Annotated in this window: 16 protein-coding genes, 1 tRNA gene and 1 pseudogene; 9 read left to right on the forward strand and 9 right to left on the reverse strand. The window is 49.2% G+C overall.

Annotated elements, in window-relative coordinates; genetic code table 11:
• Positions 1-173: 173 nt before the first annotated feature.
• The gene (locus JNC77_RS08970; protein ID WP_374831632.1) at positions 174-626 is read right to left on the reverse strand and encodes a Kazal-type serine protease inhibitor domain-containing protein; all 453 of its coding nucleotides are present in this window, start codon (positions 624-626) and stop codon (positions 174-176) included.
• Positions 627-897: 271 nt separating this feature from the next.
• Here JNC77_RS08970 and JNC77_RS08975 point away from each other — a divergent pair, with 271 nt between their 5' ends.
• Both JNC77_RS08975 and JNC77_RS08980 read left to right on the forward strand, forming a co-directional pair.
• Positions 898-1,788 carry a transglycosylase SLT domain-containing protein gene (locus tag JNC77_RS08975; protein WP_374831634.1) on the forward strand — a complete coding sequence of 297 codons (891 nt, stop codon included), beginning with the start codon at positions 898-900 and terminating at the stop codon, positions 1,786-1,788.
• Positions 1,789-2,237: 449 nt separating this feature from the next.
• On the forward strand, positions 2,238-2,453 hold the full coding sequence (locus JNC77_RS08980) for a cold-shock protein (protein WP_374831636.1): 216 nt from the start codon (positions 2,238-2,240) through the stop codon (positions 2,451-2,453).
• A 355-nt stretch (positions 2,454-2,808) separates the two neighbouring features.
• On the opposite strand, the gene JNC77_RS08985 is transcribed toward JNC77_RS08980, so the two are convergent.
• Together JNC77_RS08985 and JNC77_RS08990 are read right to left on the reverse strand one after the other, a co-directional pair.
• Positions 2,809-3,279, reverse strand: a complete 471-nt coding sequence (locus tag JNC77_RS08985; RefSeq protein WP_374831638.1) for an Lrp/AsnC family transcriptional regulator — start codon at positions 3,277-3,279, stop codon at positions 2,809-2,811.
• A 177-nt stretch (positions 3,280-3,456) separates the two neighbouring features.
• Positions 3,457-4,857, reverse strand: a complete 1,401-nt coding sequence (locus tag JNC77_RS08990) for a TrkH family potassium uptake protein (RefSeq protein ID WP_374831855.1) — start codon at positions 4,855-4,857, stop codon at positions 3,457-3,459.
• 333 nt (positions 4,858-5,190) lie between these two features.
• Between JNC77_RS08990 and trxB the strand changes: the two genes are divergently transcribed.
• Both trxB and JNC77_RS09000 read left to right on the forward strand, forming a co-directional pair.
• Positions 5,191-6,165 carry a thioredoxin-disulfide reductase gene (gene trxB, locus JNC77_RS08995; RefSeq protein WP_374831640.1) on the forward strand — a complete coding sequence of 325 codons (975 nt, stop codon included), beginning with the start codon at positions 5,191-5,193 and terminating at the stop codon, positions 6,163-6,165.
• 18 nt (positions 6,166-6,183) lie between these two features.
• Entirely contained in the window at positions 6,184-7,089 is a 906-nt protein-coding gene (locus JNC77_RS09000) for a LysR family transcriptional regulator (protein ID WP_374831642.1), read from the forward strand.
• Positions 7,090-7,495: 406 nt separating this feature from the next.
• Here the strand turns inward: JNC77_RS09000 and JNC77_RS09005 are convergent, their stop codons facing one another.
• The 3 genes from JNC77_RS09005 to carB form a co-directional block, all read right to left on the reverse strand.
• Positions 7,496-8,698 (reverse strand): pyridoxal phosphate-dependent aminotransferase, encoded by a 1,203-nt coding sequence (locus tag JNC77_RS09005; protein ID WP_374831644.1) that lies wholly within the window; start codon positions 8,696-8,698, stop codon positions 7,496-7,498.
• Positions 8,699-9,006: 308 nt separating this feature from the next.
• Positions 9,007-9,216, reverse strand: coding sequence for a cold-shock protein (locus JNC77_RS09010; RefSeq protein ID WP_374831646.1), 210 nt, complete (start codon positions 9,214-9,216; stop codon positions 9,007-9,009).
• 369 nt (positions 9,217-9,585) lie between these two features.
• Positions 9,586-13,074 carry a carbamoyl-phosphate synthase large subunit gene (gene carB, locus JNC77_RS09015; RefSeq protein ID WP_374831648.1) on the reverse strand — a complete coding sequence of 1,163 codons (3,489 nt, stop codon included), beginning with the start codon at positions 13,072-13,074 and terminating at the stop codon, positions 9,586-9,588.
• 457 nt (positions 13,075-13,531) lie between these two features.
• Here carB and ypfJ point away from each other — a divergent pair, with 457 nt between their 5' ends.
• A complete protein-coding gene (gene ypfJ / locus JNC77_RS09020; RefSeq protein ID WP_374831650.1) occupies positions 13,532-14,461 on the forward strand; it encodes a KPN_02809 family neutral zinc metallopeptidase in 930 nt (309 codons plus the stop codon).
• A 73-nt stretch (positions 14,462-14,534) separates the two neighbouring features.
• Here the strand turns inward: ypfJ and carA are convergent, their stop codons facing one another.
• Complete coding sequence (carA, locus tag JNC77_RS09025) at positions 14,535-15,755, reverse strand: glutamine-hydrolyzing carbamoyl-phosphate synthase small subunit (RefSeq protein ID WP_374831652.1); 1,221 nt, start codon at positions 15,753-15,755, stop codon at positions 14,535-14,537.
• A 300-nt stretch (positions 15,756-16,055) separates the two neighbouring features.
• Here carA and JNC77_RS09030 point away from each other — a divergent pair, with 300 nt between their 5' ends.
• Positions 16,056-16,508: a GatB/YqeY domain-containing protein gene (locus tag JNC77_RS09030; RefSeq protein ID WP_374831654.1), complete on the forward strand. Its 453-nt coding sequence runs from the start codon at positions 16,056-16,058 to the stop codon at positions 16,506-16,508.
• 196 nt (positions 16,509-16,704) lie between these two features.
• Here the strand turns inward: JNC77_RS09030 and JNC77_RS09035 are convergent, their stop codons facing one another.
• On the reverse strand, positions 16,705-18,399 hold the full coding sequence (locus tag JNC77_RS09035) for a Na/Pi cotransporter family protein (protein ID WP_374831656.1): 1,695 nt from the start codon (positions 18,397-18,399) through the stop codon (positions 16,705-16,707).
• A gap of 380 nt (positions 18,400-18,779) precedes the next feature.
• Here JNC77_RS09035 and dnaG point away from each other — a divergent pair.
• From dnaG to JNC77_RS09050, 3 genes and pseudogenes are all read left to right on the forward strand, one after another.
• Positions 18,780-20,085 (forward strand): annotated as a pseudogene (gene dnaG, locus JNC77_RS09040) (DNA primase); the annotation flags it as partial.
• A gap of 1,057 nt (positions 20,086-21,142) precedes the next feature.
• Positions 21,143-23,161 carry an RNA polymerase sigma factor RpoD gene (rpoD, locus tag JNC77_RS09045; protein ID WP_374831658.1) on the forward strand — a complete coding sequence of 673 codons (2,019 nt, stop codon included), beginning with the start codon at positions 21,143-21,145 and terminating at the stop codon, positions 23,159-23,161.
• An 86-nt stretch (positions 23,162-23,247) separates the two neighbouring features.
• A complete protein-coding gene (locus JNC77_RS09050) occupies positions 23,248-23,538 on the forward strand; it encodes an HlyU family transcriptional regulator (protein ID WP_374831660.1) in 291 nt (96 codons plus the stop codon).
• Positions 23,539-23,750: 212 nt separating this feature from the next.
• Here JNC77_RS09050 and JNC77_RS09055 read toward each other — a convergent pair.
• Positions 23,751-23,827, reverse strand: a tRNA-Met gene (locus JNC77_RS09055).
• Between the last annotated feature and the right edge of the window lie 60 nt (positions 23,828-23,887).

Here is a 23,887-nt window from a genome sequence, read left to right on the forward strand (position 1 = left end):
ATAGAGAAACTGTCATGAATTATGGTCAGGTTGTCATAATCCAGACATGGAAACGTCACAATAGCTTTTGGCATAAATGAACTTATTAATTTGTCTTATCTTTGATTTGCGTTGGCAATAAAAAACGGCCTGTTTTTTACAGGCCGTTTTTTATACATCAGAGTTTTTTATGCTCAGCATTGCCCCGCCTTGGCATAACGGTAACCGGCGCGTTGTGCTTCGCAAGCATTAGCGAAACTGCGTTTGTCTTTGCCCCTTATGGCGCAAACAGGTTTGAATTCTCTGGTGCAGGCCATGTTTGATGGTTTTGTAGGTTTAAGTTGGGGCGGACGCGGCCGATGGGGTTGGTTTGGCTGAATTTGATTGTTGCCCCAGCCGTTATTAGGGCGGCTGCCACATTCGCCTTGCGAGATAACTCTATACCCTTGAGCATTGGCTACACATTGATTTGGTAAGGTTTTACGCACATTATTACGTTGAGCGCAAACTGGTGCGTAAATATAAGGGCATGCGGTTTGTACTGGATGTGGTTTTACAACAGGACGGTTGCTGTTATTACTTTCAACGACGCAGCCGGATAGAACGAGTAATGCAGATATCAGACCAAGTTTTTTGAAACTTATCATAATGTAAACACTCTGAATGTTTATTTAGCTAAACTGGTTTGATATTTTGTTCCAGTTTTCACTAAGCGTTGATTTTTCTGCAAGACTTGTCAGCTCTGAAAATAGTTTTCTATCAGAACCGAAAAAATGCGATATATTTTCAGAATGAATTTTCTTATGAGGTTTGGCAATAGAAATCGTATGAATGCCGACTTAGAATTTTATAGTTGGCAGGCTTGAAAGCTGTTACCATTTAACGTCTTGGCGTTATAGCAGGCTGGGTCATTGATGAATGCGGCAAACAGTTAAGCCCTACAAATTGTTATCTGGACTGCTCCTTGGTGCTGTTTTCTATTTCGGGTCGCAGATATCTTTTGCCGAAACAGATGCGCAATTGACGACGCAAACACTGCAGGAAAAAGCGCCTGACATTGAACAAGTTTGTTTGTTGCTGGAGGATTCTGCCACAATCCATCAGCTTCCGCCGGGTTTTTTTGCGCGTTTGATTTGGAAAGAAAGCCGCTTTGATCATTTGGCCGTTAGTCCTGTCGGTGCGCAGGGGATTGCGCAATTTATGCCAGCCACTGCACGCGAGCGAGGGCTCGCCGATCCTTTTGACTATAGTCAGGCGATCCCGGCCTCTGCCGCTTTGCTGGCGGATTTGAAACGGGAGTTTGGCAATTGGGGTTTAGCGGCTGCAGCTTATAATGCGGGTTCCGGCCGGGTGCGTGGCTGGCTTAATCGCGGTGGCTTTTTGCCGCTCGAAGCTGAAAGTTATGTGCTCGATATTACCGGTACCTATGCGGATGATTTTATTGGCGCGCCTTCCAAAGAGATGCAACCTTTGGATAAAGAACTGGATTTTTTGAGTGCTTGCAAAAGACTGCCGATTATTGCGACCCGCATGATTGCTCAAGCCAGGATAAAGCCACAACCATGGGGCATTCAGGTTGCAGGTAATTTCAAGCGCGCTGTTGCTGTCGCGCAGTGGGGACGTTTGCGCAAACACTATAAAAACATCATTGGCAGTAAGGAGCCGCATATCAGCCGACAGCGTTCAGCGATGGGCAGACGGGGGATTTATGCCGTGCGTATTGGCGCTGATAGCCGTGCGGAAGCAGACAATATCTGCAATAAATTACGCGATTCTGGTGGTGGTTGTATTGTGACCCGCAACCGTTAGTGGCAGCATTGTCAATGCATATCTGACAGGATGAAACGATCATCAGCTTTTTATTAGAGCTGATAGTAGAGAATAGCTTTTTATCAATATTGATATTAAGAAATAATATACATGAACAAATGACAATTTTTGTAATTATATTGCATCTTGTATATGCAGTCATACTAAATGATAGGTCGTATGATCTTAAAATCAAAAAATTTGCTTGCCAAATCGCCTTAGTTCGCGCAGTCTTCAATGGTTCGGGCATTTTGCGAACAATGGAAGACAGGAAGAATTGCGTGTCGGAACCGCTATAAGTTCCGAGTCGGACAACCGGCAATGATCAGCTCCTTCCCTTATTTCGAGAACTGCCTGCATGACCCTCCGCCGGGCGTGTGGTGCGTTTGGCGGTCGATAATTCTGTTTTCTCCCATGAGAACGCAGCGCCAGGAAAAGGAACGGATCCAATGGCACAGACCGGTTTGGTCAAGTTTTTTAATAATGAAAAAGGTTTTGGCTTTATCAAACCTGATGATGGCGGCGCAGATATTTTCGTACATATCTCTGCTGTACAGGCATCAGGCTTGGCAGGTCTGACTGACAATCAAAAGGTTTCTTTCGAAACTGAACCTGATCGTCGTGGCAAAGGCCCTAAAGCTGTAAATATTACAGTTACCGAATAATTGAACCAAAGCGGGTGCGTCGGCTTTGGCCGCGCAATTGCTTTTAAGCACTGTCGCAGCCTGATGCTTTATTGATGTGGCTGCGGCGATGCAGATCGTTGTGCTTTTCAAGCTGGCGCGAGACCTGTTTGCGCGCTTATCTGTCAGGGCTGTATATTTGGTGATTGCTTGATCAATGATCGGGCTTTTGGATAATGCCGAATATAAAAATACCCCGGTCGATGCCGGGGTTTTTGTTTTTATGATGCTTTTTAGAGCATGTCTCCCAAAAGTGGGCACCGGTTTTGGGATAAAGACATGCGTAAAAACAAAACGTTAGAGCGAGCACAGTGGATACGATTAAGTGCGACACGCTCTAGATAATCAACAGCGGTTCATTTTTAACCGAGCGGATTGTGAGTGCGGTCCGCACAGAATCCACATTAGGTGTTGAAGTGAGTTCTTCAATAACAAAGGTCTGGAAGGTGTTCAGGTCAGGTGCGACACAGTGCAAGAGAAAATCCGATTCACCGGAAACCATCCATGCACGCCGTACAAGCGGCCATAATTTGCTCTTTTCGGCAAAGGCTCTTAAATCGGCATCGGACTGACGATGCAAGCCAACCGAACAGAAAGCAACCAGATCCTGACCCAACGTCGCGCCATTCAAAATTGCGCGATAACCGTTAATGACGCCACTTTCTTCCAATTTGCGAACGCGACGTAAGCAAGGCGGAGCAGAGATACCTACTCTTTCGGCCAGCTCGACATTCGTGATGCGCCCATTATCTTGCAGCTCTCTAAGAATTTTCCAATCAATCTCGTCAAGGTCAGCCTTAATAGGCATTAGTAACTCCGTACGCAATGAAGTTGCGATAATTTGTAATAATAATGTGTGATTCCCAAGAGCAGTAATGCATTATTGCTCTTAGCAAAAATTTCGTGCGGATGTAAATCATTCATTATGGGTGTTGAGGAGCTTGAAACCCGCCATTTATAGCCTAAATAGGGCAGCAATACTGTCTTACTTGACCCAAAAGGCCTTTGTAAACAGGATGAAAACAGTTACCAGTTCCAAACGTCCCGCCAGCATCAGGAAACTTAAGATCCATAATGCGCTGTCACGAACAGTTGAATAGTTGCCGACCGGCCCGATTGTTTCGCCAAGGCCGGGGCCGACATTGGAAAGCGCTGTTAATGCGCCGGTAAAAGCGGTGATAAAATCTAAACCCACACTGGCAAGAAGAACTGCGCCGATCACCAGTGAAGCAATGTAGAGAAATAGATAGAGCAATACGACCTGGGCAATGTCGCCGGTAATTTCTGAATCGCCATAATGCATTTTGATCACCGCATGCGGCATGATCAGACGCGCGAGATTGGCACGGGTCAGGCTGACTAAAATGATCAGGCGGTTCATCTTGATGCCGCCCGATGTGGAGCCGGCACAGCCGCCTAAAAAAGATGCAAGAAAGAAAATGCCGAGTGCCGGAGGCCCCCAAAGCGAATAATCTTCTGTCGCATAGCCGGTGGTGGTGATGACGGAAACAAAATGAAAGGATGCCGATATCAGCGCATCGCCAAAGGGAATATTCTGGCCAACGCGTAAAACTATGGCGAGTGCAAAACTGAAGCTGATGACAATGGCAAAGAACAATTTCACTTGCGGATCGAATAATGTGTTGTTGCTTCGGGGTGTTAAAGCTTTGATGTAGAAAATAAACGGCAGGGCTGAAAGTGCCATAAAGATGGTCGAGACGATCAATAATGCTTTGTTGCCGGCATAAAATCCGAGAGAATTGTCATGAGTGGAAAAACCTGCTGTTGCAACAGTGGTGAGGCCGTGATTGACCGCATCAAACATATTCATGCCTACAGCAAAATAAGCGATAATGCAGGCAGTGGTCATGGTGCCGTAAGCCAGCACGATACCGAGCGCGATCTGGTTCATGCGCGGCAGCACTTTTTCCGATTTGTCGGAATTTTCCATATGAAACAGTGCCAAGCCACCAACGCGCAAAGATGGCAGCATCAAAAGTGCCAAACCGATAAAGCCGATACCCCCGATCCAGCATAGTAATGAGCGCCAAAGCAGAATACCGCGCTGCATTTCATCAAGTTGGGTGAGGGCGGTTGCACCAGTAGACGTTACGCCGGAAATTGCTTCAAAAAATGCGGTGGCGTAAGAAATCGGCAGATGCGAAAAATAAAGTGGTACGGAACCTAAAAAAGCAGCTGTCAGCCAGATACTGGTGGTGAGTAAAAAGCCGAGCCGTGGGGTAAAGCGGATATGCTGCCCTTGTGTTGCCGCCAGCACCATGGTGCAAAAAGCGGCAGTCGCTGCTGAAGAGCGCACAAAAACCAGCCAGTCATCATTATTATCGCGCAGGTCAATAGCTGCCGGCAGTAGCATAGCCACAGCCATGATCAGCCCGAAGCGCGCACAAATATTACTGACTGAACGAAAAATGGCACCTTCTCCGTGGCCGGACATAAGACAAAAGCATGAGCTGTTCTTCTTAGCCGCTGTCGTAATTTCCTGCAATGCGGCGGATGGCGATAAGCATTATGTTTTTTATGCCACAAGCTGTGGCTAAACAGGTCATTGCCGAGCACTTATCTTGCAAATGGTGATGCTGGAACTTACCTTGGACACAATGTCTGGCCAGTTAGCTGCCAACATTGAAAATGATGATTCTGACAAGTCAGTCAAATAGCTGATTGTTGCCCTTAAATTTATGCCCGAGAGGAATTTTTCATGTCACAGCGTCATGCGCCAGTTATCATTATTGGCTCTGGTCCTGCCGGTTATACGGCGGCCATTTATGCAGCGCGTGCCATGTTAAAACCTTTGATCATCACCGGCATGCAGCAGGGCGGCCAGCTGATGATCACCACGGAAGTGGAAAATTATCCAGGCTATGCCGATCCGGTTCAGGGTCCGTGGATGATGGAGCAGATGGCAAAGCAGGCCGAAAATGTCGGCGCGGAAATTGCTTATGATCTCATCACGGAAGTGAAGATTGATCAGCGTCCATTTCAGCTGATCGGTGATTCAGGCACTGTTTACACTTGCGATGCACTGATTATCGCGACCGGTGCGCAGGCAAAATGGCTTGGTCTGGAAAGTGAACAGACCTTTATGGGGGGCGGCGTATCCGCTTGTGCAACCTGTGACGGTTTCTTCTATCGCGGCCGTGATGTTGTTGTAGTTGGTGGCGGTAATACTGCGGTTGAAGAAGCGCTTTATCTTTCGCATATCGCCAAATCCGTAACCCTTGTTCACCGTCGCGATTTTCTGCGTGGCGAAAAAATCCTGCATGACCGCTTGTTGAAGCGTGACAATGTGAAAGTCATCTGGAACAGTGTTGTTGATGAAATAACGGGCAATGAAGCAAAGCCGCCGGTTGGTGCAACTGTCACAGGTGTGCGTTTGAAGAATGTTCAGACGGGAGAACTGAGCGAACTTGAAACGCATGGTGTGTTTGTTGCGATCGGACATGCTCCGGCGGTGGAGCTATTTGCCGGTAAACTGAAGCAGAAGCCAAATGGCTATTTGTGGACGGCGCCGGATTCAACCGCAACCGATGTTGAGGGCGTGTTTGCAGCCGGTGATGTGGCAGATGATGTCTATCGTCAGGCAGTAACGGCCGCAGGCCTTGGTTGTATGGCAGCTTTGGAAGCAGAACGTTGGCTGGCAGCTCAGGAAACTGTCAACGAAGCAGCCGAATAAAATAAAAAGGGGATACACGTGGTCGCTCCGCTCGACTGGGATAAATTGCGTATTTTCCATGCAGCAGCTGAGGCAGGGTCTTTTACCCACGCCGCACAGACGCTGCATTTGTCGCAATCAGCAATTTCAAGGCAAGTAAGTGCCTTGGAGCAAGATGTCGGTGTGCCGTTATTTCACCGGCATGCGCGCGGTCTTATTCTTACCGAACAGGGTGAGATTTTGTATCGCACGGCACATGATGTGCTGATGAAGCTGGAAAATGTCCGTTCGAAATTGGCTGACAGTAAAGAAAAGCCAAGCGGGCGGTTGCGCGTCACTACGACCGTTGGTCTTGGTACCGGCTGGTTGATGGAGCGTATTCAGGAATTCATCGAACTTTATCCTGATGTGCAATTGCAGCTTATTCTCGACAATGAAGAACTGGATCTGACCATGCGCCATGCGGATTGTGCAATCCGTCTGCGCCAGCCCCAGCAGCCTGATTTAATCCAGCGCCGTTTATTTACGGTGCATATGCATGTTTATGCCTCTGCCGCTTATGTTGCCAAATATGGTAAGCTGAGCTCGCTGGAGCAACTGGATGAACATCGTATTATCACCTTTGGTGAGATGGCACCAAGCTATCTGACCAGCCTTAACTGGCTTGAAATTGCCGGCCGCACCGATGGAAGTGAGCGGGTTTCGGCATTGCAGGTCAACAATCTGCAATCGATCCGTCGTGCGGTCGAGCGTGGTATCGGCATTGGTGTATTGCCCGATTATATGGTCGATAAAGAAGCCGGTTTGGTGCAAATGGTGCCTGATCTGGAAGAAACGCCATCCTTTGATACATTCTTTTGTTATCCGGAAGCATTGAAAAATTCAGCCAAATTGCATGTGTTTCGTGATTTCCTCTTCTCGAAGGCACGCAACTGGGCTTACTGATTGCATGAATGATGCAATGGCTCTTATCCAAAAGGCTTAGTCCCAATCACGGATTAAGCCTTTTTTATTTTGTGAATCTATTAAGGCATTGATATTATTGTATTTTAAAATTCCACTAAAGCTATGTGATTTATGCATGGCTGGGTTGCGATAAGGTCTGTTGTTATTGGCGGCTAATAAGTGCATATAAAGGCCATCTCAGTGATGCGTTTCTCCTCCCATTTGCGCATCATGAGTGTTCCCCTCTGAAGGATTGCTTTTACGCTCCTTCAAAACTTTATAGCCGGACGTTTTGTCCGGCTTTTTTTTGTCTAAATTTCTGATCTGTTTTGTAGTTGTGTTGAGGAATGTAGCCACAAAAAAAGGAGCCGTCAGGCTCCTTTATTATCTAGAATGCAGGCAGAGCTTAACGCAGGCTGGCGCAGAAACGCTGAATGCGCTTGCAGGCTTCTTCAAGCAGGTCTTCCGATGTTGCATAGGAAATACGGAAGTTTGGTCCAAGACCAAACGCCGAACCATGCACGACGGCCACACCTTCTGCTTCAAGCAATTCAGAGACGAAATCTTCGTCAGTTTCAATGACTTTACCGGATTCAGTTTTTTTACCGATCAGGTCAGCGCAGGACGGATAAACGTAGAATGCGCCTTCCGGTGTCGGGCAGGTAATGCCTTTGGCCTGATTGAGCATTGAAACCACCAGATCACGGCGACCCTGGAAGATTGCTTTGTTCTGGGAGATAAAGTCCTGCGGGCCGTTGAGCGCTTCAACAGCTGCCCACTGAGCCACAGAGCAAGCACCGGAGGTCTGCTGACCTTGTACCATATCCATGGCCTTGATCAGCTCCAGCGGGCCTGCGGCATAACCAATACGCCAGCCGGTCATCGCATAGGCTTTCGACACACCATTCATGGTCAGGGTGCGGTCATAGAGTGACGGCTCAACCTGCGCAGGGGTGGTGAATTTGAAATCGCCATAAACGAGATGCTCATACATATCGTCGGTGAGAATCCATACATGCGGATGACGCACCAGCACTTCGGTCAGGCTTTTCAACTCGGCTTCCGTGTAAGCTGCACCGGTTGGGTTGGATGGTGAGTTGAACACCAGCCATTTGGTCTTTGGGGTAATGGCTTTTTCAAGCGCATCAGCAGTCAGCTTGAAATTGTCTTCCATACGGGTGTTGACGAAAACAGGTGTGCCGCCATTCAGCGCTGCCATTTCCGGATAGCTGACCCAGTAAGGGGCAGGGACAATGACTTCGTCGCCCGGATTGAGCGTTGCCATGAATGCATTGAACAGGATCTGCTTACCGCCGGTGCCGACGATGACTTGTTCGGGCGTATAATCAAGGCCGTTTTCGCGTTTGAACTTGCCGACAATTGCTTTGCGCAGCTCGATAATGCCTGCCACAGCGGTGTATTTGGTTTCACCACGGTTGATCGCGTCAATGGCGGCCTGTTTGATATGCACTGGCGTATCAAAATCAGGTTCACCAGCACCAAGACCAATCACATCCTTGCCTTTAGCCTTCAGCTCGCGGGCTTTTTGGCTGACAGCAATCGTTGCTGATGGCTTAACACGGGAAAGGGCGTCGGCAAGAAATGCCATAATCATTCTCCTCAGTGGCAGATGAAAATTATGAAATCGCGCTTTAGCGATTTTATCATTCTGCTATGTCGCATCGGGTAACAAAGCGCAAGAAAAGCTTTGCATTTTGGTACGGAAATTTCGTCACATTTTAATTTCGGCTGGCCGAGGAATGTGAAATTGACAGAATTGCACCTCAGCCGTCGCGCTGACTAATGTTCTACAAAATTGAAGAGCGGGACAAGTGCCGGATAGGTACAAGAAAGTTAGGCGCAAAGAAAAAGGCGGGTTAAAAACCCGCCTTCTTCATGAAACTCACTTGTTGCTTATTAAGCAGCAACGAGATTGTCAGCCGAAGAGCGGCCTGAACGACGATCCTGAACGATTTCGTAAGAAACCTTCTGACCTTCATCAAGGGAGTTGAGGCCAGCGCGCTGAACAGCGGAGATATGAACGAAAACGTCAGTACCGCCCTGATCAGGTTGAATGAAGCCGAAGCCCTTGGTCGTATTAAACCACTTTACAGTTCCCGTAGCCATGGGAAATTCCTTTGCGTAACGTATAGAGTCAAGTCCGTATGGTTTTCACACGTCCCGTGGATCGAAATTATGGATTGGAGATCGTCAGGAAGCGCGAACATGCCGCACGGGTCGCAAAGTCACTCGACCGAAAAATCGATACATGCCTTATACGCTATTATTTAAGAAGGCACAAGCGGGCACAAAGGCGAATAAATTGATGAAAAATCATTGATAAATCAGCAAAATAATAAAGGATTTTAAAGAAAAACCGGCTTTAGTTTAAGCTGATTTTATGGAAACGAACATGGAAAATGCCATGAGCCTTTTATAACATCATCGCCATTAAAAAAGCCGGTGAGGTCATCACCGGCTTTTTTATTGTTACTGTCAAGCAGTGAAGTAATCTTGCAGCGGGCGCACTTTGAGTGAACCGGCTTTCAATGCCGCGATTGCTTCCGCGGCTGATTCTGCACCGGAAATAGTGGTGTAGTAAGGCAGTTTGTGCATCAAAGTTGCGCGACGGATTGATTTGGAATCCGACACGGCGCTGGCACTGTCCGTAGTATTGAAGACCAGATGCACCTGACGATTGCGGATTGCATCTTCAATATGCGGACGACCTTCGATAACCTTGTTGACCTTGGCAGCACTCACACCATGTTCGGCGAGGAAGCGCTGTGTGCCGCCAGTGGCAACAACACTGAAGCCGAGATCGGCAAGCTTTTTGACGGCTGGCAGAATGCGCTCTTTGTCTTCGTCACGAACCGACACAAACACTGTACCTTCACGCGGAAGATCAACACCTGCACCAAGCTGTGCTTTGGCGAAAGCGACTGCGAAGTCGTAATCCAGGCCCATCACTTCACCGGTCGAACGCATTTCAGGTCCGAGAAGCGTGTCGACGCCCGGGAAGCGGGCAAACGGGAACACGGCTTCTTTGACTGCAATATGCGGACGCTTCGACATATCCGGCTCGCCGCCATATGAATCAAGCGCTGATTTCAGGCTTTCACCGGCCATGATGCGGGCTGCAACCTTGGCAATCGGCGTGCCGATGGCTTTAGCCACAAACGGAACGGTACGGGATGCACGCGGGTTGACTTCGAGAACGAAGATCTGACCCTTCTGGATTGCAAACTGGACGTTCATCAGGCCGACAACATTGAGCGCTTTGGCAAGAGCTGCGGTCTGACGCTTCAGTTCTGCAACGATTTCCGGTGTCAAAGTGTGAACCGGCAATGAACAGGCACTGTCGCCGGAGTGAATGCCAGCTTCTTCAATATGCTCCATAATACCGGAAACGTAAGTGTCGGTGCCATCGCACAGGCAATCCACATCCACCTCGATCGCATCAACCAGATAGGTATCGAACAACAGCGGATTTTTGCCCAGCAATGTGTTGATCTGACCGGTTTTATCGTTTGGATATTTAGCCTTGATGTCTTCCGGTACCAGTTCAGGCACAGTGTCGAGCAGGTATGACTGCAGGCCGCGTTCGTCCTGAATGATCTGCATTGCACGGCCGCCAAGCACGTAAGAAGGACGGACAACCAACGGGAAGCCCAGATCACCGGCAATGAGGCGCGCCTGTTCAACCGAATAGGCAATGCCGTTTTTCGGCTGGTTGAGATCGTTTTTGATCAGCAGCTTCTGGAAGCGGTCACGATCTTCTGCAAGGTCAATTGCATCAGGCGATGTGCCCAGAATTGGAATGCCGGCTTTTTCAAGCGCTTCAGCCAGTTTCAGCGGGGTCTGACCACCAAACTGAACGATAACGCCGTGCAATGTGCCGGCTTCCTGCTCAACACGCAGGATTTCAAGCACATCTTCAGCAGTCAGCGGCTCGAAATAGAGGCGGTCTGAAGTGTCATAGTCGGTCGAAACTGTTTCAGGGTTACAGTTGACCATGATGGCTTCATAATCAGCGTCACCCAGTGCAAAAGCGGCATGGCAGCAGCAATAGTCGAACTCGATACCCTGACCGATACGGTTAGGGCCACCGCCAAGAATAACAACTTTCTTACGATCCGAAACGCCAGCTTCCGATGCGGTGCTACCTGCAAACGGAGTTTCATAAGTCGAATACATATAAGCAGTTGGAGACGCGAATTCGGCAGCACATGTATCAATGCGTTTGAAAACCGGATGAACCTTCAACTCGGCGCGCAGCTTGGCGATGTCGCTTGCATCCTGACCGGTGAGGCTGGCCAAACGGGCATCGGAGAAGCCCATAGCTTTCAGCATACGCAGGTTTTCAGCATCCTGCGGTACACCATGTTCGCGCACGCGCTGTTCCATCTGAACGATTTCGGCAATCTGATCGAGGAACCAAGGGTCGATCTTGCTCGCATCATGGATCTGCTCATTGGTTAGGCCCAGACGCATGGATTGTGCGACATGGCGCAGACGATCCGGTGTCGGTGTGCCAATAGCTGCGCGGATGGCGTTCTTTTCGTCGCCGTCTTCAATGCCTGGAATGGAGATTTCGTCAAAACCGGTGAGGCCGGTTTCAAGGCCGCGCAGAGCTTTTTGCAAACTCTCCTGAAAAGTACGGCCGATAGCCATCACTTCACCAACCGATTTCATCGCAGTGGTGAGGATAGGGGATGAGCCCGGGAATTTTTCGAAAGCAAAACGCGGGATTTTGGTGACAACATAGTCAATGCTTGGTTCAAACGAAGCAGGGGTTGCGCCACCGGTAATGTCGTTGTCCAACTCGTCCAGTGTATAGCCGACAGCCAGTTTGGCTGCGACTTTCGCAATCGGGAAGCCGGTTGCTTTGGAAGCAAGAGCCGATGAACGTGACACGCGCGGGTTCATTTCAATGACAATCATACGGCCATTGGCCGGATTGATCGCAAACTGAACGTTGGAACCACCAGTTTCAACACCGATTTCACGTAAGACCGCAATCGATGCATTACGCATGATTTGGTATTCTTTATCGGTCAGCGTCAAGGCCGGTGCCACTGTGATACTGTCACCGGTGTGAACGCCCATCGGATCAACGTTTTCAATCGAGCAGATGATGATGCAGTTGTCCGCTTTATCGCGCACAACTTCCATTTCATATTCTTTCCAGCCGAGAACGGATTCTTCGATCAGCACTTCTGTAGTTGGTGAGGCATCAAGGCCGCCTTCAATAATGTCGAAGAACTCCTGACGGTTGTAGGCAATACCGCCGCCAGTGCCGCCAAGGGTAAAGCTCGGGCGGATAATGGCCGGAAGACCGACAACATCAAGCGCTTGAGCCGCTTTCGATAAAGCGTGACCCATATAGCGCTGTTTGCGGTCGCTTTCACCAAGCTGCCATTCGGTTTCAAGCTTGTCGAGCGCCTGATCAAGTTCATCACCTGAAAAGCTGGCGCGCAGTTCTGCGCGGCGGGCTTCGTGGGCTTTGCGGTCTTCTTCTTTAACTTCTGTCGCATTGGCGAGGAAAGATGTTGGTGTATCCAAACCAATTTTTTGCATGGCTTCACGAAAGAGAGCGCGGTCTTCAGCTTTATCAATCGCTTGCGCGTCGGCACCAATCATCTCTACATTATAGCGTTCAAGGATACCCATGCGACGCAGGGACAAAGCAGTATTGAGTGCTGTCTGGCCACCCATCGTCGGCAACAATGCGTCGGGGCGTTCTTTGGCAATGATTTTTGCCACAACTTCCGGTGTGATCGGCTCGATATAAGTCGCATCTGCCAAATCCGGATCGGTCATGATGGTGGCCGGATTGGAGTTGACGAGGATGATGCGGTAGCCTTCCTCTTTCAGTGCTTTACAAGCTTGCGTACCTGAATAGTCAAATTCACATGCCTGACCGATAACAATAGGTCCGGCACCGATAATAAGGATAGATTTTATATCTGTACGTTTCGGCATGGTGACATCCTATTGTTTGCTTAGCCTGCCAGAAAAGCCCGCACGGATATCCGGCGGGTTGGCGGCAATTTAAATTATTGGGCTAAGCGTGCCTTATAGGCAATGATCGCTTTAAGCGGAACCCTCTAATTTCATTTTTATGGCATTATTTTGCATGTTAGCACCATATTTTTTGCATAGCGGTGTCTGTCAGAGCAGAGGGGCGTGCGAATTTGGCAAATATGCATAAACAGCAGACGTCTTTTGTCAAAGAAAATGTGTTTCTGAATAGAATAAAGAATCTCTGTGTGATTAATAATGGGAAACACAAAATCGGTTCATTCATATTTCTTGTGCGGGAACCCTATGGCCTATGCAATCGTTGAAGATAAAAATGGGCAAGTTACAGCTCAAAATGATCGTTTGGGCCATTTTGTGCTATAAGTTTAAAAGTTAAAGCTGAACAGGGAGTTCGCGCATGCGTTGGCAAGGCCGCAGGCAAAGTGACAATGTGGAAGATCGTCGTGTGAACGGCGATAATGGTTTGGGTGGCGGCCGAGGCGGTTTTGGCGGCGGATTTGGCGGCCCCGGTTTTCGTATCGTGCGCGGCGGCGGTGTGTCCGGCATCGTCATTCTGGTGATTATGTTCTTCGTGTTGAAGGCTGTAGGTGTTGATCCGTGGGCTGTGCTTTTTAATGACGGCTCCATGCCGGCGCAAACCCAGTCACAGCAATCCGGCCGTTCTGTTGCCCAAGGCGGACAGGTGCAAAATGATGAAATGACACAGTTTGTCCGCACCATTCTGGCCGAAACCGAAGATACATGGAGCGGTATTTTTCAGTCACAGGGCGCACAATATCCGGCACCCTCGCTGGTTTTGTTTAAGGACCGCGTGAGCTCTGCCTGTGGTACTGCGTCATCGGCTTCGGGGCCGTTTTATTGTCCGGGCGACAAGAAGGTTTATATTGATCTGACTTTCTATGATGAATTGGCCAATCGTTTCCGTGCATCGGGTAATTTTGCGCAAGCCTATGTTTTGGCGCATGAAGTCGGACATCATGTGCAGAATTTGCTGGGTATTTTGCCAAAATTCAATCAGATGCGTCAGAATATGAGCGAAGTCGAAGCCAATAGAATGTCGGTTCGTGTTGAGTTGCAGGCCGATTGCTTTGCCGGTATCTGGGGCTATTACACTGAACAAAAGGGTTTGCTTGAAAGCGGTGATCTGGAAGATGCGCTGAATGCCGCCCACCAGATTGGCGATGATACCTTGCAGAAGCGCTCACAGGGCTATGTGGTGCCGGATAGTTTCAATCACGGCACATCCGAACAACGTGCAAAATGGTTCAAACGGGGTTTTGAAACCGGCAAGCTTGATGCCTGCGATACATTCAGTGGCGCGATTTAACAACGCTTCAGTTGATATGAAAAAGGCCGGACATGGTGTCCGGCTTTTTTTATTGTCTTGAATTTTACAGGCTTTAAGCTGCGTCGCGTTCTGGAAGTAAAACTTCTCCGCGCTTGGCACGAATCAAGTTGATAAAACGACGGAAGAGGTAATGTGAGTCTTCCGGGCCAGGTGCTGCTTCCGGGTGGTGCTGCACGGAGAAGGCCGGCTTGCCGATAACCTGCAAGCCACTGTTTGAACCGTCAAACAGCGAAACATGGGTTTCTTCGACATTGTCAGGCAAGCTGTCTGAATCCACTGCAAAGCCGTGGTTCATCGAAACGATTTCAACCTTGCCGGTGGTGTAGTCTTTAACCGGATGGTTGGCACCGTGATGACCCTGATGCATCTTTTGCGTGTTGCCGCCCAGTGCACGTGCCAGCATCTGGTGACCAAGGCAAATACCAAACAGAGGAATATCGCTTTCAATCAGTTTCTGAATGGTTGGAACCGCATATTCGCCCGTTGCTGCCGGATCGCCGGGGCCGTTGGACAGGAAAATACCATCCGGCTGATAGGCCAAAATATCTTCAGCCGAAGTGGTGGCTGGAACGATGGTGATTTTTGCACCAAGGCCTGCCAGAATGCGCAGAATGTTGCGCTTTACACCGTAGTCGACAGCAACAATGTGGTATTTCGGTTCGCTCAATTCGCCGTAGCCCTGATTCCAAACCCAAGGTGCTTGTGTCCAGACCGAAGACTGGCCGCTGGTGACTTCTTTGGCCAGATCCAGACCTTCAAGACCGGCCCAGCTTTTCGCACGGGTTTTCAGTGCTTCAATGTCGAAATTGCCATTTGGATCATGCGCGATCACTGCGTTCTGTGCGCCATTTTCGCGGATAAGCGCTGTGAGAGCACGGGTATCAACGCCGTAAATGCCGATGATGCCGCGGGTTTTCAACCAAGGATCAAGTTCCTGTCCGGCGCGGTAGTTGGAAGCAATCGTTGCAGGTGCTTTAAATACGACACCGACAGCACCGGCATGATTGGCTGGTGTCAAATCTTCAACATCTTCATCATTGGCACCAACATTGCCAACGTGTGGGAAGGTGAAGGTAACAATCTGACCTGCATAAGACGGGTCAGTGAGGATTTCCTGATATCCGGTCAAGGCCGTATTAAAGCAAACTTCTGCTTCAACTGCTCCGGTTGCACCCGCGCCCATACCTTCGATGACAGTGCCATCGGCAAGAACGAGTACAGCGGTTGGCTTGGTCTTGGACCAGGGTGCAGTTGTGTGTGTGGTATTTGTCATTTGAGGCACTCCTGATCGGGCTGATGTTATAGCGTTGCACAGCGTGACTTGAAACAAAACCGGTTTCTCGCCATATGACACACGTAAAGACGTCGGGATATGATGCTCCCGCCGTTGTGCATAGTCAAAGTTCTCTGCTAAGCCTTGGGCAATAGAGAAACACGACGCATCGGTCAATGACTGTCACGCAATCCTTGCAAAATAATTTGCAATTATGGCAGTTTTAATAGTACTGACCGTCGGTTTTTATGAATAATGCACAAATTCCTTTGAATTTTATGACCGTCAGGAGAGACGAAGATGTTGCGCCAGCAGATTACTGAGGCACTGAACAATGCTTTGAAAGCACAGGAAAAACGCCGTGTTTCTACACTGCGTTTGGTTATGGCCGCCGTTCAGGACCGCGATATAGCCAATCGTTCAGCTGGCAAGGATCCGGTCGGCGATGAAGAGCTTTTGACCATTTTGGCGAAAATGATCAAGCAGCGTGAAGATTCCTCCAAAATTTATATAGAAGGGAATCGCCCGGAGCTGGCGCAAAACGAGCAGGAAGAAATCGAAATCATTCGTGATTTTCTGCCGCAGCAATTATCAGCTGACGAAGTGAAGGCGATTTGTGCTGATATTATCAAGGAAATTGATGCACAGGGATTGCGCGATATGGGCAAGATCATGGCGGTGCTGAAAGAGCGCTATACCGGCCAGATGGATTTTGCTTTGGCCAGCAGTTTCGTTAAAGAACTGCTATCGTAAGATAGAAGCTCTGAAGCGAAACTGCGACCACTAAAATGTAGCTTCGTCAAAGAACGTCTGTGCTGAGACTATGTTTTGAAACGACACTGCGATAACTAAAAATGTAGCTTCGTTAAGGAACTTTTAGCGTCAGATATAAGCCCTGCAAGAATATCAAAAGCCGCGCTTTAAAAATGAAGCGCGGCTTTTTTAATGGTCAGGCATTTTCAGAGGTTGGATTTTTCGGCAGCTTACGTAACCGCGTGCCGCCAAGCTGACCTTCTTCTTCCAGCACCGGATAGGCAAGCGCTGCCAATAGCGAGTTGATTTGTTTCAAATCGCGAATTGTATCCAGATGAATAGTACTGCTTTCAATGCTGCGCGGAGAGCCGGCGCGAAGACGGGCAAAATGCTGACGCGTGGTTTCGCGCTCTAATTCACGCAAACGGTCTTTCTGCTGCACCAATTGACGCGCCGTATTGCTGTCACGCGAGAGCAGCACGTTGAAAGCAAGATGCGCATTGGAGAGAACCACATCGTGAAACTCGACAATTTCTTTCCAGCCTTCTTCAGTGAAGTTCAGATTTTGATCAAGTTTCTTCTGTACATGCACCAGCATATTGCGCACGATAATGTCACCCACCTGTTCCAGCTTGATGCAGGCTTCGAGCAATTCCTGCATCCGGGCTGCTTCGGTTTGGTTGAGTTTTTGTGTGGCAAGCTGGGTCAGGTAAAGTTTGACCGCCATATGCCGTTTATCGACACGGTCATCAAGGGCGGCCAGTTCATCAATACGGGTTTGGTCAGGCTTTTCAAAAACATCAATTATGCGCTGAAGCATGACTTCCACGGTTTCACAAACGCTTAAAACTTCGCGCGTCGCATTGGCCAGTGCTTGTGCCGGATGTTTTAAGGCACCTTTATCCAGCGCGCTATATTGTTCAAGCTCTGCCGGAGATTGAGGGCCGTATTTATGCGCATTGATTTGTACCAATGCTTTGGTGGTGCGCAGCACCAGACCGGAAAGTGGAATGCCGGCAATCAGAATGATGACGTTAAAGACAATATGGGCGTTGATGACTTGCGAGGCAGAATCATGACCAAGAAGCGTTAAATCAGGGTTGAAAGTCTCAACCAAAATCAACATCACCAGCGAGCCTGCACCACGCATTAGCAGATTGCCGAGCGGTACAATGCGGTTTTCCGGTGAAGCATTACGGGTGAGAATTGGCGCAATAACAGATGAACCCAGATTGACGCCCAGCACCATAACGACTGCAAGATTGGCATCAATCAACCCGCGTGAGGCAAAGCTGACCAGCAGGATGATGGCGGCAACGCTGGAATGAAACAGCCACGTCATCAATGCTGCCAGCAAATAAGCAGTGATCGGATCACCTTTCAGATAATTGACGATCACCGGCAATAACTGGCTGTCACGCAAAGGTTCGGTTGCGTGCGAGGTCATTTCCAGTGACAGGATCAGTAACGCAATACCAACGCAGATGCGACCAATCTGGCGCCATTGATGGCGCTCTGTGGTCATGGAAATGGCAGTACCTGCAACGAGCAGAAGCGGCACCATCAAGGTCAGGTCAAAGGTCAGGATTTTGACAACCAGCGCCGAGCCAAGCTCGCCGCCGCGCACGGCCATGAGTCCTGCAAGGCCAGAGACAAAGCCGGAGCCGACAAAAGAACCGACCAGCAATGTGACGGCGGTGGAGCTTTGCAACGCTATGGCAAGACCGGTGCCGAAAGCGACGGCCAGCAACGGATTTTGCATGCGGTTGCGCAAACCACGGCGCAATTGTTCGCCAAAGGCTTCTTCAACACCGGTGCGCACCATGCGGGTTGCCCATAATAGCAAAGCTACTGCACCAGCCAAATTTAAAAGGACAACGGAGCCGCTCAATGAATTTTACCCCTCCGTTGGTTTTGAAACAATGTGAATGGGCCAGAAAAGTGTGACGTGCGTATGATTATATTAAATTTTATCACGCTTTAAGTCCTAAGCTTAAGTCTCACAATATAGAATTAAAATATGGATAATCCAACCATTGATACATCAGAGTTTTATCATGGTTCTGGCACGCAAAATAAGTTTTGCACAGGGTTAAGCACTAAATGATAAATGTCGTGTGACAGAGCTTTGGATTTGAGCGACCTTAGCTCTATATATGTGATATTCTGATTTTCCGGATGAAGGTTCAAATTTCCGGCTCTGAATTGCTGTGCGCATGATTGCTGCATGCTCTTTCATGGCTACGGATTTACGAGAAGTGGTTTTTATATATGCGTTTTCCGCCGTCTTTCCTTGATGAGATCAGAGACCGCGTTCCGATCTCAACATTGATTGGAACGCGCGTTCCCTTTGATCGCAAAAAAAGCAATCCGTCACGCGGCGATTTTTGGGGTTGTTGTCCGTTTCATGGGGAAAACACCCCAAGCTTCCACTGCGAAGATCGTAAAGGTCGCTATCATTGTTTTGGTTGCGGGGTCAGCGGTGATCATTTTAACTTTCTGACCGAACTGGAAGGGTTGAAATTTCCCGAAGCGGTAGAGCGTGTAGCCGACATGGCTGGCGTGCCGATGCCGGCACGTGATCCGGAGATGGAACAACGCGAGGCGCAGCGTTCGACGCTTTTTGACGTGATGGATTTAGCCGCTTCTTATTTTGAGGCGCAGTTGCAGGCAGCCAATGGTGCCAAAGCGCGCGCTTATTTGCGTGATCGCGGGCTTTCAGCCACCACACAGCAGACATTCCGTATCGGTTATGCGCCCGACAGCCGCAATGCACTGAAAGAATTTTTAGCTTCCAAAGGTGTGTCGAAAGAACAGATGGAAGCGTGCGGCATGGTGGTGGCGGGGCCTGACATTCCGGTGTCCTATGACCGTTTTCGTGATCGCATCATGTTTCCGATTGAAGATTTGCGCGGCCGTATTATTGCTTTTGGCGGCCGTGCCATGTCGTCTGATGCGCCCGCCAAATATCTGAATTCGCCGGAAACTGAATTATTCCATAAAGGCCGTGTGCTTTATAATGGTTTGCGCGCACGTAAAGCCTCGCAGCCGCAAGGCGGTCAGCCAGCCAAACCGGTTATAGTGGTGGAAGGCTATATGGATGTGATTGCCTTGGCGCAGGCTGGCATCGGGCAAGCGGTCGCACCTCTGGGTACGGCTTTGACCGAAGATCAGCTCAATTTGTTATGGCGGATGAATCCTGAACCGATTTTGTGTTTTGACGGCGATCAGGCCGGCTTACGTGCGGCCAATCGTGTGGTAGATCTGGCGCTACCGGTGCTTAAACCCGGTCGCTCGCTGCATTTTGCCTTGTTGGCAGAGGGCAAAGACCCTGATGATCTGGTGAAGGCAGAAGGGGCACAGGGGTTTCGTGCCGTGCTTCAGGAGGCTAAGCCGCTTGCCGATATGCTCTGGATGCGTGAAACGATGGGCGGTACATTCGACACGCCTGAAAGGCGCGCCGAGTTGGAAGCGCGTTTGCGTGAAATTACCCAAAAAATTGCCGATGAGGATATTCGTCGCCATTACGGGCAGGAAATGCGCGACCGGGCGCAGCAGTTCTTTGGCCGTGGCCGCAAGACATCCGGCTGGAATAAAAATAAAGGCGGCAATGGCAAAGGCAATTATCAGTTCGGGCAATTTGGACAACGTGGTGGAGGTTCAGCTCGTCTGACTATTTCGGATAGTCTTGCACGTTCAACGCTGGTAAAGGGCGGACGCACAGGCAGTGGTTCGATTGCGCCGCCTTTGCGCGAAACTGCTATTTTGATGACGCTCATCAATCATCCGCGTTTGGTGGAAGAAGACTTTGAAGCCATGGCTGCGCTTGATCTGGAACATGAGCAGTTGCGCAATTTGCATCTGGCGATGCTGGATGTGCTGGCTCTTTCGCGCGTTGAAGACGGTATTGCCATGCATCAGGCTTTGGCCAAAGCCGGGCATGGGGAAGAACTGGCGCAGCTTGACCAGATTGTGCGTCGTGCGCGGCTTTGGCCAGCTACTACAAGAGCTGCGGAAGATGATGCCCGCGAAGCATTAAAACAGGCTCTTCACTTGCATCAGCGTGCACGCACACTACATAAGGAATTGCGTGCAGTTGAGGCAGCCCTTGAAACGGCAATGGCGAATGACGAAACCGGAGAAGTCTTTGGACGTTTGCTCGAAATTCAAAATGAAATTCGCAAAGCTGATGCCACTGAAGCACTGATTGAAGGGTTTGGTTTATCCTCCGGCAGACCTGCCGGCGGCTTTTAATGTGATGTTGAAGGCGGGTTAAAGGGGCAGTTGAAGTCGTTGTTTTATGTACAGCTTTTGCCTTGCGACAACAAATGATTCGCTTTTTTAGCGCGAATCATGTGAGTCGCACTTAAGATGTAGTGAAATTGACGAAAACAAACACGCTTTAAAAGCTGAAATACGTGGCAAAAACGAGCTTAAATGCTCATTTTAACGCGTAAACTCGCTAAAATGAGCATAAATCGCCTTAATATCAGTACATAGGGTATAGGGTTAATTGCCTATTAAGGGCAATCTTATACTGGCTGAATTACACAGACGAATTGTATCTTCGTGTACAAGTTCGTCGACCTATCTAATTCTTTAGAGAAGCGACCCGGTCGCCTGGAGACAAGTATATGGCAACGAAGGTGAAAGAAAACGAAGAGGCTGAAGTCGAGCGCGATGGCGCCACTGATGGCCCGCTTCTCGACCTTTCTGACGACGCTGTCAAGAAAATGATCAAGCTCGCCAAGAAACGTGGCTATGTCACGATGGATGAGCTGAATGCTGTGCTGCCCTCTGAAGAGGTTACCTCCGAGCAGATCGAAGATACGATGGCGATGCTTTCAGATATGGGCATCAATGTAGTGGAAGACGATGAGCAGGACGCAGATCGCGAAGAGCCTGAAGACGACGCAGAAGAAGGCGGCGAGCTGGTAGAAGCTTCCGGCACTGCGGTTGCCACCACGACGACCAAAAAAGAACCAACCGACCGCACCGATGATCCGGTGCGCATGTATTTGCGTGAAATGGGTACGGTTGAACTTTTGTCGCGTGAAGGTGAAATCGCGATTGCCAAGCGTATTGAAGCTGGCCGCGAAACCATGATTGCGGGTCTTTGTGAAAGTCCTCTGACTTTCCAGGCGATCATCATCTGGCGTGAAGCATTGAACGACCAGCAGATTTTGCTGCGTGAAATCATTGATCTTGAAACCACCTATGCCGGCCCTGAAGCAAAGCAGGCACCAGCAATTGAACGGGTGGAAGAAGCACAGAAGCGTCCTGAAGAGCGTTTCCAGCGCCGTGTGCGCGATGACGACATCACCAATGTCGGCGGCGAAGCCCCGATTGAGGAAGATGACGAGGACGATGAAGACGAAGTGAACCTGTCGCTTGCGGCGATGGAAGCGGAATTGCGCCCGCAGGTCATGGAAACTCTTGACCTGATCGCGGAAACTTATTCCAAACTGCGCAAATTGCAGGATCAGCAGGTTGAAGGCCGTCTGGCTGCTACCGGCGAATTGTCCAACAGTCAGGAAAAGCGCTACAAAGAGCTTAAAGATCAGCTGATTACCGCGGTTAAGTCATTGTCGCTGAACCAGAACCGTATTGAGGCGCTGGTTGAGCAGCTTTATGACATCAACAAGCGTCTGGTTCAGAACGAAGGCAAGTTGCTACGTTTGGCGGAATCTTTTGGTGTGCGCCGCGAAGACTTCCTCAAGGAATATCAGGGCAGCGAACTTGATCCGAACTGGACAGAGCGTATTGCCACCCTGACGACACGCGGCTGGAAAGAACTGGCTGAAAAAGAAGCGCGTACGATTGAATATCTGCGTACTGAAATTCAGATTCTGGCAACCGAAACCGCGATTTCGATTGGTGAATTCCGCCGCATTGTCAATCAGGTGCAAAAAGGTGAACGTGAAGCAGCCATTGCCAAAAAGGAAATGGTTGAAGCGAACCTGCGTCTGGTGATCTCTATTGCCAAGAAATACACCAACCGTGGCTTGCAGTTCCTGGATCTTATTCAGGAAGGCAATATCGGTCTGATGAAGGCGGTTGATAAGTTTGAATATCGCCGTGGTTATAAGTTCTCGACTTATGCCACATGGTGGATCAGACAGGCGATCACCCGTTCGATTGCGGATCAGGCACGCACCATCCGTATTCCGGTGCATATGATCGAAACAATCAATAAGATTGTCCGCACATCCCGCCAGATGCTGCATGAAATTGGTCGTGAACCGACACCGGAAGAATTGGCCGAGAAGCTTGCAATGCCTTTGGAAAAAGTGCGCAAGGTTCTTAAAATTGCCAAAGAGCCGATCTCCCTTGAAACACCTGTTGGTGACGAGGAGGATTCACATCTTGGCGATTTCATCGAAGACAAGAATGCGATGTTGCCGATTGATTCCGCTATTCAGGCGAACTTGCGTGACACAACAACCCGCGTGTTGGCGTCTTTGACACCACGTGAAGAACGCGTACTGCGTATGCGTTTTGGTATTGGTATGAATACCGACCACACGCTGGAAGAAGTTGGCCAGCAGTTCTCGGTAACGCGTGAGCGTATCCGTCAGATCGAAGCCAAAGCACTACGTAAGCTCAAACATCCGAGCCGTTCGCGGAAATTGCGTTCGTTCCTGGATAGCTAAGCGTTTAAAATTCAAGCCACCCGTTCATCGCGGGTGGCTTTTTAATATGGCCGTTATGAACGGCGATGATTAAGGGTGAGGGTAGAATGTCTTTTTTGAAACGTCTGTTTGGTGGCAAATCGCAGAGTGATGAAGCGGAAAGCGTGCAGGAAGCCGGACGTTTGGAGCATAAAGGTTTTTTAGTTGTTGCGACGCCGTTTAAAGAAGGCGGGCAGTATCAGGTCTGTGGAGTGATCTCGAAGCAGATCGGTGATGAAATGAAAGAAAATCGTTTTATCCGTGCCGATAAATGCCCGACTATTGAGGATGCGGCGAATATCGCGCTTAATAAAGGTCGTCAGATCATTGATGAACAGGGCGAGCGCTTGTTCTCTTGATAAGTACGGCCGTCAAAACGAGCTTATTACAAATGAGGCGGCTCATGTGCCGCCTTTTTTAATGTTTTTTTGGCGTACTGTCACTGCCACGGGAGGCGCGCGAGCTTTGCAGAGTGTGCATATGGATATGAAGGACATAAATATACAGACACAAAAAACTCGCAAAGATGCATTGTGCGGGAACTTATATTGTTAACGTTTTAAGGGAAATTTGGTAGCGGAGGACGGATTCGAACCGCCGACACAAGGATTATGATTCCTCTGCTCTAACCTACTGAGCTACTCCGCCATGCCTTGTTCAAGAACTTTCAAGTGGTCACCTTTGGGTGAAGCACCTACCAAGATGTTG

This window comes from Paenochrobactrum pullorum, assembly GCF_041929845.1.
In the GTDB taxonomy this organism is placed as follows: domain Bacteria; phylum Pseudomonadota; class Alphaproteobacteria; order Rhizobiales; family Rhizobiaceae; genus Paenochrobactrum; species Paenochrobactrum pullorum.

Bases quoted from the DNA above. Each gene is read 5' to 3' on its own strand.
- rpoD (WP_374831658.1), top strand. From the start codon at position 21,143: ATGGCAACGAAGGTGAAAGAAAACGAAGAGGCTGAAGTCGAGCGCGAT.
- carA (WP_374831652.1), bottom strand. From the start codon at position 15,755: ATGACAAATACCACACACACAACTGCACCCTGGTCCAAGACCAAGCCA.
- trxB (WP_374831640.1), top strand. From the start codon at position 5,191: ATGTCACAGCGTCATGCGCCAGTTATCATTATTGGCTCTGGTCCTGCC.
- JNC77_RS09050 (WP_374831660.1), top strand. From the start codon at position 23,248: ATGTCTTTTTTGAAACGTCTGTTTGGTGGCAAATCGCAGAGTGATGAA.
- JNC77_RS08980 (WP_374831636.1), top strand. From the start codon at position 2,238: ATGGCACAGACCGGTTTGGTCAAGTTTTTTAATAATGAAAAAGGTTTT.
- JNC77_RS08975 (WP_374831634.1), top strand. From the start codon at position 898: ATGCGGCAAACAGTTAAGCCCTACAAATTGTTATCTGGACTGCTCCTT.
- carB (WP_374831648.1), bottom strand. From the start codon at position 13,074: ATGCCGAAACGTACAGATATAAAATCTATCCTTATTATCGGTGCCGGA.
- ypfJ (WP_374831650.1), top strand. From the start codon at position 13,532: ATGCGTTGGCAAGGCCGCAGGCAAAGTGACAATGTGGAAGATCGTCGT.
- JNC77_RS09005 (WP_374831644.1), bottom strand. From the start codon at position 8,698: ATGGCATTTCTTGCCGACGCCCTTTCCCGTGTTAAGCCATCAGCAACG.
- JNC77_RS08990 (WP_374831855.1), bottom strand. From the start codon at position 4,857: ATGGCTGTGGCTATGCTACTGCCGGCAGCTATTGACCTGCGCGATAAT.
- JNC77_RS08985 (WP_374831638.1), bottom strand. From the start codon at position 3,279: ATGCCTATTAAGGCTGACCTTGACGAGATTGATTGGAAAATTCTTAGA.
- JNC77_RS09030 (WP_374831654.1), top strand. From the start codon at position 16,056: ATGTTGCGCCAGCAGATTACTGAGGCACTGAACAATGCTTTGAAAGCA.
- JNC77_RS08970 (WP_374831632.1), bottom strand. From the start codon at position 626: ATGATAAGTTTCAAAAAACTTGGTCTGATATCTGCATTACTCGTTCTA.
- JNC77_RS09010 (WP_374831646.1), bottom strand. From the start codon at position 9,216: ATGGCTACGGGAACTGTAAAGTGGTTTAATACGACCAAGGGCTTCGGC.